General features: G+C 69.8%; 13 protein-coding genes. 8 read left to right on the top strand and 5 right to left on the bottom strand.

Features of this window, described 5'->3' with window-relative positions; genetic code table 11:
- Positions 1-3: 3 nt before the first annotated feature.
- Positions 4-1251 carry a polyamine ABC transporter substrate-binding protein gene (locus ABD295_RS03250; protein ID WP_344302176.1) on the bottom strand — a complete coding sequence of 416 codons (1248 nt, stop codon included), beginning with the start codon at positions 1249-1251 and terminating at the stop codon, positions 4-6.
- A 171-nt stretch (positions 1252-1422) separates the two neighbouring features.
- Here ABD295_RS03250 and ABD295_RS03245 point away from each other — a divergent pair, with 171 nt between their 5' ends.
- Positions 1423-1905 carry an Lrp/AsnC family transcriptional regulator gene (locus ABD295_RS03245; protein WP_344302174.1) on the top strand — a complete coding sequence of 161 codons (483 nt, stop codon included), beginning with the start codon at positions 1423-1425 and terminating at the stop codon, positions 1903-1905.
- On the top strand, positions 1890-3278 hold the full coding sequence (locus tag ABD295_RS03240; RefSeq protein ID WP_344302173.1) for an NAD(P)/FAD-dependent oxidoreductase: 1389 nt from the start codon (positions 1890-1892) through the stop codon (positions 3276-3278). Before ABD295_RS03245 ends, ABD295_RS03240 begins: the two co-directional genes overlap by 16 nt.
- Before the next feature lie 35 nt (positions 3279-3313).
- Here the strand turns inward: ABD295_RS03240 and ABD295_RS03235 are convergent, their stop codons facing one another.
- Positions 3314-4756 (bottom strand): M1 family metallopeptidase, encoded by a 1443-nt coding sequence (locus tag ABD295_RS03235; protein ID WP_344302172.1) that lies wholly within the window; start codon positions 4754-4756, stop codon positions 3314-3316.
- 345 nt (positions 4757-5101) lie between these two features.
- Between ABD295_RS03235 and ABD295_RS03230 the strand changes: the two genes are divergently transcribed.
- The 4 genes from ABD295_RS03230 to ABD295_RS03215 are packed head-to-tail and all read left to right on the top strand — an operon-like array spanning position 5102 to position 7844.
- On the top strand, positions 5102-6013 hold the full coding sequence (locus tag ABD295_RS03230) for a serine protein kinase RIO (RefSeq protein WP_344302171.1): 912 nt from the start codon (positions 5102-5104) through the stop codon (positions 6011-6013).
- Positions 6014-6044: 31 nt separating this feature from the next.
- The gene (locus ABD295_RS03225) at positions 6045-7139 is read left to right on the top strand and encodes an LOG family protein (protein ID WP_344302169.1); all 1095 of its coding nucleotides are present in this window, start codon (positions 6045-6047) and stop codon (positions 7137-7139) included.
- Positions 7140-7195: 56 nt separating this feature from the next.
- A complete protein-coding gene (locus ABD295_RS03220; RefSeq protein ID WP_344302167.1) occupies positions 7196-7426 on the top strand; it encodes an AbrB/MazE/SpoVT family DNA-binding domain-containing protein in 231 nt (76 codons plus the stop codon).
- Between the two features lie 7 nt (positions 7427-7433).
- Positions 7434-7844: a type II toxin-antitoxin system VapC family toxin gene (locus ABD295_RS03215; protein ID WP_344302165.1), complete on the top strand. Its 411-nt coding sequence runs from the start codon at positions 7434-7436 to the stop codon at positions 7842-7844.
- Positions 7845-7850: 6 nt separating this feature from the next.
- Here the strand turns inward: ABD295_RS03215 and rlmN are convergent, their stop codons facing one another.
- The 3 genes from rlmN to ABD295_RS03200 form a co-directional block, all read right to left on the bottom strand.
- On the bottom strand, positions 7851-8963 hold the full coding sequence (gene rlmN / locus ABD295_RS03210; RefSeq protein WP_344302164.1) for a dual-specificity RNA methyltransferase RlmN: 1113 nt from the start codon (positions 8961-8963) through the stop codon (positions 7851-7853).
- 39 nt (positions 8964-9002) lie between these two features.
- Complete coding sequence (locus tag ABD295_RS03205; RefSeq protein ID WP_344302163.1) at positions 9003-9368, bottom strand: hypothetical protein; 366 nt, start codon at positions 9366-9368, stop codon at positions 9003-9005.
- A 61-nt stretch (positions 9369-9429) separates the two neighbouring features.
- Positions 9430-9735 (bottom strand): hypothetical protein, encoded by a 306-nt coding sequence (locus tag ABD295_RS03200; protein ID WP_344302161.1) that lies wholly within the window; start codon positions 9733-9735, stop codon positions 9430-9432.
- Between the two features lie 127 nt (positions 9736-9862).
- Here ABD295_RS03200 and ABD295_RS03195 point away from each other — a divergent pair, with 127 nt between their 5' ends.
- The gene (locus tag ABD295_RS03195; RefSeq protein ID WP_344302160.1) at positions 9863-10384 is read left to right on the top strand and encodes a TadE family protein; all 522 of its coding nucleotides are present in this window, start codon (positions 9863-9865) and stop codon (positions 10382-10384) included.
- Entirely contained in the window at positions 10381-12438 is a 2058-nt protein-coding gene (locus ABD295_RS03190) for a hypothetical protein (RefSeq protein ID WP_344302159.1), read from the top strand. Before ABD295_RS03195 ends, ABD295_RS03190 begins: the two co-directional genes overlap by 4 nt.
- Positions 12439-12452: the final 14 nt, after the last annotated feature.

Raw genomic sequence — 12452 nt, 5'->3', positions numbered from 1 at the left:
CTGTCAGGCCCCGATCACCTGGTTGAAGTCCTTGTCGTACTGCTCACGAGTCTTGGTGTCCGTGGACATGAAGCTGAACGTCGCAGCTAGCTCCTCGGCGGTCGGGAAGATCAACGGGTTGTCGACCAGCGACGGGTCGACCTTCTCCATCGCCTCCTGGGCTCCCTGCACCGGGCAGATGTAGTTGACCCAGGCGACGAGCCGCGCCGCAACCTCGGGCTCGTAGTAGTAGTTCATGAGGGCCTCGGCGTTCGCCTTGTGGTCGGCCTTGTTCGGCACCATCATGTTGTCGCTCCAGAGGGAGAGTCCCTCCTCGGGAGCAACGAACTTGATCTCGGGCTGGTCGTACTGCATGGCGATCACGTCGCCGGACCACGCCTCGCACGCGGCGATGTCTCCGTTGCCGAGGCCGCGGGTGTAGTCGTTGCCGGTGAACTGCCGGATCTGGCCGGAGCCGACGATCTCCTGGAGTCGGTCGAGCGCGGCCCCCCACTCGTCCTCGCTGAAGTCGTTGGGGTCGGCACCGGTCAGCTTCAGCACGAAGCCCATCGTGTCGCCCATCTCCGAGAGCAGCGTGACCTTGCCCTTCAGGTCCGCCCGGGTCACCAGCTCCTCGAAGCTCGCGACCGGCCCGGTGACCTTCTCGTTGTAGGCGATGCCGGTGAGGCCGCTCTGCCACGGCACGGAGTACTTGCGGCCCTCGTCCCACGACGGGTTGCGCAGGCTCTCGACCAGGTTGGCCTCGACGTTCGGCATGTTGGCCATGTCGAGCTCCTGCGTCCAGCCGAGGCTGACCACCCGCGCGGCCATCCAGTCGGTGAGCACGAAGATGTCGCGGCCGGTCGGCTCGCAGGCGCCGAGCTGGTTGCGCACCTTGGCGAAGAACTGGTTGTTGTCGTTGACGTCGGTGTTGTAGGTGACGTCGATGCCCGACTCGCTCTCGAAGTCCTCGAGTGTCGGAAGCTTCTTGCCCTTCTCGTCGATGTAGAGCGGCCAGTTGGAGAACACCAGCTTCTTGTCGGTGTCGCTGATGTCCTTGCTGGTGCAGGTGTCAGCTGTCTGCTGGGTGCCCTCGGTGCCGCACGCCGCGAGGAGGCCGCTGCTCGAGAGGGCGAAGGCGGAGACGCCGGCGGTCTTGAGCAGACCGCGCCGGGACACTCTGCGCTGCGTGCCGTAGAGGCGCCGGGCCAAGTCGGCCGCCAACCGGTCCGCCGGGGTGTCCCCTCGTCGTGGTCGCCACAGTTCTGCCATCAACCAAGCTCCTTCGCGCGATGTCGTCCCCGTGCCGGGATCGTGTCACGCCACACCCCCAGCGACAAGGAAATCCCTCGTGTCGTAACCCCCCTGCAACGGAATCCGCAGGACGCGCCGTGTCCGTGTGGTGCTTTGACCAGCCGTACAGGGGGTGAGACGGTGACCTCCGTGAACAACGACCGCGATGGCGCCCCCCGGGTCCGCGTCCAGCTCGACGAGGTCTCCAAGGAGATCATCAACCAGCTGCAGCAAGACGGGCGTCGCTCCTACTCCGCCATCGGCAAGGTCGTCGGCCTGTCCGAGGCCGCGGTCCGCCAGCGCGTCCAGCGGCTCATCGAGAGCGGCGTCATGCAGATCGTCGCCGTGACCGACCCGATCGAGCTCGGGTTCGCCCGCCAGGCGATGATCGGCATCCGGCTCAGCGGCCCCGTCCTCCAGATCGCGGACACCATCTCGGCGTTGCCCGAGGTCGACTACGTCGTGGTCACCTCCGGACCCTACGACCTCTTGGTCGAGGCGGTCTGCGAGAGCGACGAGCACCTGCTCGAGCTCGTCAGCGACCGGATCCGCAACATCGAGGGCGTGGCCGGCACCGAGACGTTCATGTACCTCAAGCTCGTCAAGCAGACCTACTCGTGGGGCGTGCGCTGACCGCCTACGCCGGGCTCTCGCTCTGGCACGCCGACCCCCGGCTCTCCTGGACACCGCGGCCCCGCCTGGACACCACGCTCGACGCCGACGTGGCGATCGTCGGCGCGGGCTTCACAGGACTGTGGGCGGCGTACTACCTGGTGGAGGCCGACCCCACGCTGCGGATCGTGGTGGTGGAGGCGGAGGTCGCGGGCTTCGGCGCGTCCGGGCGCAACGGCGGCTGGTGCTCGGCGCTCTTCCCGACCTCGCACGACGCGCTCGCCGCGCTCCCGGGCTCGTCGCGGGAGAAGGCGACCGCTCAGCACGAGGCGATGCGCGCCACGGTCGACGAGGTCGGCCGGGTCGCCGACCGGCTCGGCGTGCCGTTCGCCAAGGGCGGCACGATCGTGATCGCGCGGTCGGCTCCCCAGCTGCGCCGGGCCCGCGAGGAGGTCGATCACGCGACGCGGACCTGGGGGCGCGACGACCTCTCCCTGCTCGACGCGGCGGCCACTGCGGAGATCCTGCGCGCCACCCGGACGCGTGGGTCGGTCTACACGCCCGACTGCGCCGCGATCCACCCGGCGCTGCTGGTCCGGCGGCTGGCCGAGGAGGTCGAGCGTCGCGGCGTCCGCATCGTCGAGCAGTCCCGGGTGACGCGCATCGAGCCCGGTCGGGCGGTGACCCCCGACGGCGTCGTGCGGGCCGAGGTCGTGGTGCGTGCCACCGAGGGCTACACGCCGTCACTGGCGGGACAGCGGCGTGCGGTCATCCCGGTGTACTCGCTCGTCCTCGCCACCGAGCCGCTGCCCGCCTCCACCTGGGCCGAGATCGGGCTGGCCCGCCGCGAGACCTTCTCCGACTACCGGCACCTGCTGATCTACGGCCAGCGCACGGACGACGACCGGCTGGTCTTCGGCGGCCGCGGTGCGCCGTACCACTTCGCGTCCCGCACCAAGCCGGAGTACGACCGTGAGCCCCGGGTGTTCAACGGACTGCGACGCACCCTGGTCGACCTGTTCCCGTCAGTGGCGGACGCGCGGATCACGCACACCTGGGGCGGCGCGCTGGGCATCGCGCGCGACTGGTGCGCCTCGGTCGGGCTCGACCAGGCCACCGGGCTCGCCTGGGCCGGCGGGTACGTCGGCGACGGCGTCGGCACCACCAACCTCGCGGGCCGCACGCTGCGCGACCTCATCCTCCGCCGCGACTCCGACCTGACCCGGCTGCCGTGGGTCGGCCACCGCTCCAAGAAGTGGGAGCCCGAGCCGCTGCGCTGGCTCGGCATCAACGCCGGGCTGCGCGCGATGACCTTCGCCGACGCCGAGGAGCGGCTCACCCGTCGGCCGAGCCTGGTCGCCAAGGCGATGGCGCCGCTCCTGGGCGGGCACTGAGATCGGGGGCACCTCACCGGGTTTCGAGACGCCTCTCAGCCGAGACCGTTGGCCACGGTGTCGGCCGGCTTCACGCCGGCGTACACCCAGGCCTCGAAGAACGCGTCGAGGTCACGGCCGCTGAGCCGCTCGGCAAGAGCGACGAAGTCGGCGGTGGTGGCGTTGCCGTCGCGGCGCTCCTCCACCCACGTGCGCAGGATCGAGCCGAAGGCGTCGTCGCCGACCACGTTGCGCAGGGCCGCCAGCGTCAGCGCGCCGCGCTCGTAGACGGGCCCGCTGAAGATCTGCCGGGCCCCGGGGTCGGCCACCGACAGCGCCCAGAAACCGTCGCCGGCGTTGTAGAACGTGTAGGTGTGGCGCAGCCAGCTGTCGACGCTCTGCCCGCCGTGGGTCTCGGCCCAGCGGTACTCGAAGTAGCTCGCGAACCCTTCGTTGAGCCAGATGTCGCGCCACCCGGCGATGGACACCGAGTCGCCGAACCACTGGTGCGCCAGCTCGTGCACGAGCAGCCAGGTCGAGCCGCCGCCGACGTAGGGGTACGTGGGGCGGGTCTGGTTCTCGAGCGCGAAGCCGACCCCGAGGCTGGTGACCAGCCCTCCGTTGCTCCGGAAGGGGTACTCGCCCAGCTCGCTCGCGAGCCACTTGGTGATCCGCGGCGTCTTGCCGAGCCACCGCAGCGCGACCTTCGGGCCGTTGCCGGGGAGGTGCCGGGACGCGGCGTTGATCCACGGCACCCCGCCGGACGTGCCGCGGTCGACGGCGAAGTCGCCCGCGGCGAAGAAGGCGAGGTACGTCGCCATCCGGTCCGCTGCGCGCCAGTGGTGCGTCGTCCAGGCGCCGCGGGTGCGCTGACCCTGGGGCAGACCGTTGGCGATGACCTGCTTGCCCTTGGGGACGGTGATCCTCAGGTCGAAGGTCGCCTTGTCGAGCGGGTGGTCGTTGGCGGGGAACCACCACGGAGCCATGTGCGGCTCGTTCATGGTGACGACCTCGTGGGCGTTGGCCAGCCAGTTGCTCTCGCCGGCGTACGACTTGGTCGCGGGTCTGCCGGCGTAGGCGACCGTCACCCGGAACTCCTGGCCCGAGGCGAGCGGTCGGGCCGGCGTGATGCGCAGCTCGTGCTTGCCGACCTTGCGGTAGGCAGCCTTGGCGCCGTCGACGTGCACTCCTCTGACCGCCAGCAGCAGGTCGAGGTGGAACGACGTCAGGGCCTGGGTCGCACGCACGTCGAGCCGGGTGCGCCCCGTGAGGCGTCGGCTGCCGAAGGCGTAACGGTCGCGGACGTCGTAGTGCAGCACGTCGATGCCGCCGTTGCCGTCGAGCGGGAAGTAGGGATCCCCGATGCCGGGAGCGCCTGCTTCGGCGAGCCTATCGACCCCGGCGACCGCAGCGAGCGGCGGCGCGGCTCCGGTGGCGGCGACGGTGAGTGCGAGGGCCGCCGCGGCGGAGCCGAGGTGGCGGCGTGCGGAGCGGGGCATGCGCAAGATCCCGTCGGGTCGATGCTGACAAGGCTCCATCGGCGGTCCTTGCCGGACGGCGTCGAGCATAGGCGCGGGCTCCCACGCCGCCGCGGGCAGGACTTCGGCTCAGCGTGGGCGTCGGCGTCTCGCATCGTTATATGAGTAAGTTACTCTGATTTAGATAGTGAACGTTCGCCGCCCCGGTCGTGCGGTTGAAAAGCGGTTGCGCCCACCTGCTGCGTGCCGCACCCTGTTGTCACCGTGCGGCGCCGGCCGTGCCCCGTCGAGAGGAGCGTGACATGACCACGACTGTCGTTGGCCTGTCCTCAGACCACACCCTCTCGACTTCTTGGAGCACCTCCGTTGTCCTCACAGCTTCCGGCGTACGACGACCCGTCTGACGCCTTCCCACACCTCTTTCCACCACGCAGCCAGAGCGAGTCGCTCGACGAGATCGACTCGCGGTTCGTCTTCGACTTCTCCACCTACGACGAGATCGACGAGTCCACCCAACGGTGGACGACTTGGTACGACGTCGAGCCGCTGTGCCGCGGCCCGGAGCCACGCCCCGACTGGGTGGTGACCTCGCGCGGCGCCGTCGACACCGAGCTCGGCATCCTCAAGACCGGCAAGGAGGCCGACGCCTTCCTGGTCGAGCGTGCCGACCAGCACGACCCCGACAACGGCGTCGTGATGGTCGCCAAGCGCTACCGGAGCACCGAACACCGCACCTTCCACCGCTCGGCGCTGTACACCGAAGGCCGCTCGATGAAGCGCTCGCGCGACAACCGCGCGGTCAAGGCCAAGAGCACCTGGGGTCGCGTGATGGCAGCCGGTCAGTGGGTCACGTCCGAGTGGGATGCACTCAAGCGCTGCTGGACGCTCGGCCTGCCGGTCCCCTATCCGGTGCAGGTCGACGGCTCGGAGATCCTGATGGAGTGGATCACCGCCGACGGTGAGACCGCGCCTCGGCTCGCCCAGACCCGGCCCGACCCGGCGCTGCTCGGGTGGTACTTCGAGCAGCTGCACGAGGCCGTCGCCACCATGGCCCAGGCCGGGCTCGTGCACGGCGACCTGTCGGCGTACAACATCCTCGCCGCGGGCGAGCGCCTGGTGATCATCGACCTTCCGCAGGTGGTCGACCTGGTCGGCAACCCGCAAGGCATGGACTTCCTGCTGCGCGACCTCACCAACGTCTGTGGCTGGTTCAGGTCGCGCGGGCTCGAGGTCGACGAGCACGAGCTCTTCGGGGACATCATCTCCACCTCGTTCTAGGACCGTGCTCCCGAGGTCCTAAGGTCGGCACGTGAGGCGGACCCGCGGGCGGACGGTCGAGGTCGCGTCGTTGACCGACCTCGACCGCCGTCTCGCCGCGGGAGCCACCTCCATGCGCGGCTGGCACCTGCACGACCTCGACCTGCGCACGCACGAAGACGCCCTCGCTGCCGTCGACGTGGCCGGGGTGGTGCTGGTCGCGTGCACCGTCGCCGACCAGGCCGCGCTCCAAGCTCGTGGCGCAGTGGTCCTGCCCCGGATCCCCGACGTCCCGGTCGACACGGGACGGTCGTCCCTCTACACCGGTCGCGAGCTCTACGACGCTTCGTCGTACGCCGACTCTCTGGACGCCCGCACCTACGCCTGGTCACGGCTCCCGGCCGACCGGGAGCGCTCCCTCGCCCGCGCCCTGCACGATCACGCCGTCGACGGCGCGCTCCTCGACTGGGTCCGCGGGCGGCACCTCGTCGGCGTCATGGGCGGCCACGCGCTGGTCCGAGGCAGCGAGGAGTACGCCGCCGCCGCCTATCTCGGACGCGCGCTCGGCGTCGCCCACGTGGTCGCCACCGGGGGCGGGCCGGGCGCGATGGAGGCAGCCAACCTCGGCGCGCTCACTGCCCGCTCCCCCGCCGCGCTCCTCGAGCGTGCCCTCGGCGTGCTGGCGAGCGTGCCGTCGTACCGTCCCGACGTCGCCGCTTGGGTCGCGGCCGCCTTCGCGGTGACCGATCTCGTCGACGACGACGCGGGGAGCACGTTGACGAGCACGTTGGGCATACCCACGTGGCACTACGGCCACGAGCCGTCCAACGTCTTCGCGACCGCCATCGCGAAGTACTTCCGCAACTCGACTCGGGAGGCGATCCTGCTCGAGGTCTGCGACGTGGGGATCGTGTTCCTGCCAGGTGCGGCCGGCACGGTGCAAGAGGTCTTTCAGGACGCCTGCGAGAACTACTACGCCGACCCCGCGAGCGTGGCGCCGATGGTGCTCGTCGGGCGTGAGCACTGGACCGAGCGGCTGCCTGCGTGGCCTCTTCTCGAGGCGCTCGCGCGCGAGCGGACGATGGAGTCGCGCGTGCACCTGGTCGACTCGCCCGAGGAAGCCGCCGCCGTCATAGCGACGCGTTGATGGCGCTGGATCTATCCGACACGTATCCTGGGTAATACCAGACACGGAGGAGCGAGATGCGTCTGAACAGCAAGGGGCAGGTCACCATCCCAGCCGAGCTGCGGCACAAGCACGGCTTCTTCGAGGGAGACGAGGTGGACGTGGTCGAGGACGGAGTCACGCTCCGGATCGTCCATCGCAGCACCGCGACCACGGTCGGCCACCGCGTCGTCGAGCGGATGCGCGGCGCTGCAGCAAAGGGCGGACCCACCACCGACGAGCTGATGGAGCTCTTGCGTGGGGAGTGAGTCGACGGTGACGCTGGTCGACTCCAACGTCCTGCTCGACATCGCGACCGAGGACGCGACATGGTCCGGCTGGTCAGCCGACGCGCTTGCCAGGGCCATCGACCTGGGCCAGGTCTGCGTCAACCCCGTCGTCTACGCAGAGGTGTCGACGCGTTTCGATCGCATCGAGCACCTCGATGCCTTCTTGCCCGAGACCGTGTTCCGCCGAGAGCCACTGCCCTACAGCGCCGGCTTTGTCGCCGGAAAGGCCTTTCTCGCCTACCGAAGGCGCGGTGGAGTCCGTCGCGCACCCCTCCCCGATCTCTACATCGGTGCGCACGCCGCAGTGGGTCGCTATCGGCTGCTGACCCGGGACGCGCATCGCTATCGCACGTTCTTCCCCACCGTCGATCTGGACTCGCCGGCTTCGCCGGGTTGATCGGTCCTACTCGACGGCCGCGAGCTGACCGCAGGCGCCGTCGATGTCGCTGCCCCGGGTGTCACGCACCGTCGTCGGGATGCCCTTGGCCTCGAGCCGGCGCACGAACTCGCGCTCGTCGGCCGGGTCGGAGGCGGTCCACTTCGAGCCCGGGGTCGGGTTGAGCGGGATGAGGTTGACGTGCACCCAGCCCCAGTCGCCGTAGGACTGCAGGACGTCGCCGAGGAGATCGGCACGCCAGCCCTGGTCGTTGATGCCGCGCATCATGGCGTACTCGATCGAGACCCGACGCTTGGTCGTGGCGGCGTAGTGCCAGGCCGCCTCGACGGCTTCCTGCACGTTCCAGCGGGTGTTGACCGGGACCAGCTCGTTGCGGAGCTCGTCGTCGGGAGCGTGCAGCGAGAGAGCCAGCGTGACGGGGATCCCCTCGTCGGCGAGCTGCCGCATCCGCGGGACCAGCCCGACGGTCGAGACGGTGACGCCGCGCGCCGACATGCCCAGGCCGGCCGGGGCCGGCTCGGTGAGCCGGCGTACGGCGCCGATGACCGCGTTGTAGTTGGCCAACGGCTCTCCCATGCCCATGAAGACCACGTTGGAGACCCGTCCGTGTCCTCCCGGTACCTCGTCACGGGCGAGGGATCGGGCGCCCGCCACGACCTGCTCGACGATCTCGGCGGTCGACATGTTGCGCTGCAGGCCGCCCTGACCGGTCGCGCAGAAGGGACAGGCCATGCCGCAGCCGGCTTGCGAGGAGACACACACGGTGGTGCGGTCGCGGTAGCGCATCAGCACCGACTCGACCAGTGCGCCGTCGTGCAGCCGCCACAGCGTCTTGCGGGTCGTGCCGCCATCGGCCTCGAGGGTGCGCACCGGTGTCATCAGCGTGGGCAGCAGGGCCTCGACCAGCGCGTGCCGCTGGTCCGCGGGCAGATCGGTCATCTGGTCGGGGTCGTCGACCAGGCGCGCGAAGTAGTGGGCCGACAGCTGCTTGGCCCGGAACCCCGGCAGGCCCTTCTCCTTGAGCAGCTCTACGCGCTCGTCGACGGTGAGGTCGGCGAGGTGGCGCGGCGGCTTGCCGCGACGCGGAGCGTCGAAGACGAGCGGAAGCTGGGTGACCATGACGCTCCAGTGTCCCGCAGCGCGAAGGCTGGGGCGAATCTAGAGCTCGCCTCGCGCGAGCGCCCAGATCACCACGGACGCGACGCCCGCGACCACGAGGGCGCACAGCGCCATGCCGAGCAGCATGTACTTGCCGAACCGGCGGGTGCTTGCCGTGACCACCAGCCCGATCGGGACCGCCAGCAGCACGATGACGAAGGGGAACAGCGCCTCAGCCGTCTCGTCCGAGACGAGCAGCCGGGTGAGTGCGACATAGGAGGCGGGCACCAGACACAGGAACGCGATGCCGCTGAAGAAGCCGGACAACGCGGTGAAGGTCGGGTGGTCGCGGTGCCACCAGTCCGGCGGCTGCTGCCGGGCCGGCTCGCCGGCCATCGTGCGGTCCTCGACGTCGTGGATGCCCATCGACTTCATGCTAGTTCCGGCCGTACGCCGGGGGGTGACACCTCGCCGAACGGGCGCCGGCTCAGAGCGACCAGCCCGCGGCGAGCGCGAGGAGCACGGTGCCGGCGGCGGTCACCAGGAAGCCGCCCGCCAGTCCCCCGACCAGGCCGGAGGCTGCGTGCCGGGTGCCGGGCAGGACAAGGAGGAGGAGCGCTGCGCCCAGCGACACCACGAGAAGCGTCAGCAGCACGACGGTCCCGCCGGTGTCCCCCATCGCCGCGGTGACTCCGTACGCCAGTGCCACCATCAGCATCGTCCAGATGCCGAACGCGACGACGCCTCCGAGCACGCCGCCGACGACGGCGAGCCAGCTCGTCTCGCGCTCCACGGAGCACAGCATGCACCGGTGCAGGCCCCGTCCGGGTGAGCCGTTCCGCGTCACGTTGTCCAAAGTCGTCCGTCACAGTTGGCGAGCCCTACTTCTGGTGGGGTTGACGTGTCCTAAGGAGGCTCAGGTGTCGACACATCCCTCCGGCCTCGACCGGAAGCGCAGCGAGCGCGGCGCGGCCGCGCTCGAGTTCGCCCTGATCGTCCCTGTCCTGCTGACGCTCCTGATGGGGACCGTCACCACCGGTCTCGTCTACTCAAACCACCTGACCGCGACCAACGCGGTGCGCGAGGCGGCGCGCTACGGCGCGGCCGCCGACGCCACCGTCCCTGCGACCTGGGCGTCGTCAGTGCAGACGCGGGTGCAGCAGACCTACTTCGGCAGCACCGGCTCCTCGCCCACCGACGACGAGATCTGCGTCGACCTCGTGACGGCCGCCGGCGTCACCTTGGCCTCGAACGGCGGCAGCGCCTGCGGTACTGCACCCAGCGCGCCGAGCGGGATGGCGGCCGGCAGCTGCGCGGTGCGGGTGTGGATGGCCCATCCCGAGCAGATCCAGCTGGTCGTCACTGAGCTCGACCTGACCATCGGGGCGCAGTCCGTGGCGTACTACGGCCGCGTCGTGGGAACCTCATGCACGGCGAAGTGAGCCGCCGGGATCGCGACGAGCGCGGGGCCGTCCTGGTCATGGTCGCGCTCTTCATGACCTTGCTGATGGTCGCCGCTGCCTTCGTGCTGGACCTGGGTCTGGTGCGGGTCGACCGCCAGATCGACAAGTCGGCGGCCGATTCCGCCACCCTGGCGGGCCTGCACGCCCTCAACGCGGGGGACGGCTACCCCCACTCCTACATCGGCGTCTGCACCGCGGCGCAGTACCTCCAGCGCAACAGTGGCCGCTTCGCCGGGGTCGACACCACTACCGGCTGGAAGAACGGCCTGGGCGCGGCCAGCACCAGCGGCTGTACAGACGCTTCTCTGCGCAAGAAGGCCTGCAAGCCGACCGACAAGTCGACGTGGGCGGTCTGGACCTGGTCCGGGGAGTCGGGCGGAGCGTCGTTCGACATCAAGATCGAGAGCGGCTACACGTTCACCGGGTCTGGCTGGACCGAGGACTCCCTCCCAGCCTCCAGCTCGGACACCGGGCTGGCCTCTCAGGCCGGCTGCGACCAGCTGGCCATCACCATCACCCAGAGCCGCACCCCGGGGCTGGGGAGTCTCGCGACCGAGTCCGACCTGGTCACCAGCATCCGCAGCGTCGGTCGGGTCAAGGCCCAACCGGGCGACAGCGCCCCTGCTCTCCTGCTCCTCAAGCAGACCGGCTGCCCCGTACTGCGCACCGGATCCAACAGTGGTGACTCCTACGTGCACGTGTTCGGCGCAGTCTCGAACAACGGGATCTCGCAGCCCGGCACCATCCACAGCGACGGCGACGGCGTCGGCTGCACCGGAGGCAGCAACTCCAACGTCTTCATCGGTGGTGGCGGCAACGGCATCGTCGCGTTCGCGGGCCCCTTGGTGTCCAATCCCACCTCTCCCGACCCATCGAAGCCTGGCCTGATCTCGTCGGTGGCCTTGACCAACGGGTTGTCGGGGACGGTCATCCGTGACTCTCTGGACAACGTCCACGGCAGCACCGCCCTGACTACCGGCGGCACCAGCCAGGAGGTGGTCGGGCGCAGCCTCGTCACGCGACGTCTGGTCGACGAGCGGTACTTCACGGGCGTCAAGGGAGCGATCTCCGCCGCCACCGGCGTCTTCGCCACGGGTGCGACGGGACCGATCACCGGCTGGACGAAGTTCCCCGCCAGCGTCGATGCGTGCAAGCCGACCCCGGCCCAGGTCACGGCCCTGAGCCTCACGTCGGCATCGCGTCTCTATGTGGACTGCAACGGGAAGTTCATCGGCGACACCGCCGGACTCACGCTCGACGCCGGGACGATCTACTTCCGCGGCTGGCTCAATCCCGCGCGCACGCTGCGGATGCCCAACGCGACGAAGGTCTACATCGGCAACCACGTCGCGAACGCGAGCGCCATCGACCTGGGCAACAACGCCTCGGTCGAGGTCAACAACAACGCAGCCAATCTCGGCGCCACCGGCCTGTGCGGCTCCGGGCAGAGCTCGAGCAAGGCGACGCTGTTCGTCAGGTCGGGCGTCTTCAAGCAGACCGGCGGCCTGCTCCGGCTGTGCCGTACGACGACGTTCATGATGGGCGGCAGCTCGACCGGGTGCGTGCCTACGACCAGCGGCACCCCACCCACGGCAGCGCCCTGCCCCGGCATCAACTCCGGTCGCGGCTACGGGCAGTTCACCCAGACCGGCGGCGACATCGACTGGACTGCCCCCGACTCCGTCGATGCCACGCTCGACCCCAGCACGATGGACCCGTTGCCGGGTAGCGCCGCTGCCTGGTCGGACATCAACGGGCCCGAGGACCTGGCGCTGTGGGCAGAGAGCGGCACGAACAGCTCGGACACCTACAACATGACTGGTGGTGGCATCTTCAACGTCCGCGGGATCTTCATGACCCCCAACGCTGAGCCGTTCATCCTCAGTGGTGGTGCGCTGCTGAACCTGACCAACGCGCAGTACATCTGCAGCAGCCTCGAGCTGAACGGCGCGGGGACGCGCGTGCTGATGAAGGTCGACCCCAACTCTGCCGTGACCCTGCCGGACCTCGGCCTGGTGGGCCTGGTCCGCTAGGTCCTTGGTCGGGG

The organism is Nocardioides bigeumensis, assembly GCF_039531755.1.
In the GTDB taxonomy this organism is placed as follows: Bacteria; Actinomycetota; Actinomycetes; order Propionibacteriales; family Nocardioidaceae; genus Nocardioides; species Nocardioides bigeumensis.
The sequence above is the reverse complement of the archived record's forward strand: the minus strand, read 5'-3'. Positions and strand labels throughout refer to the sequence as shown.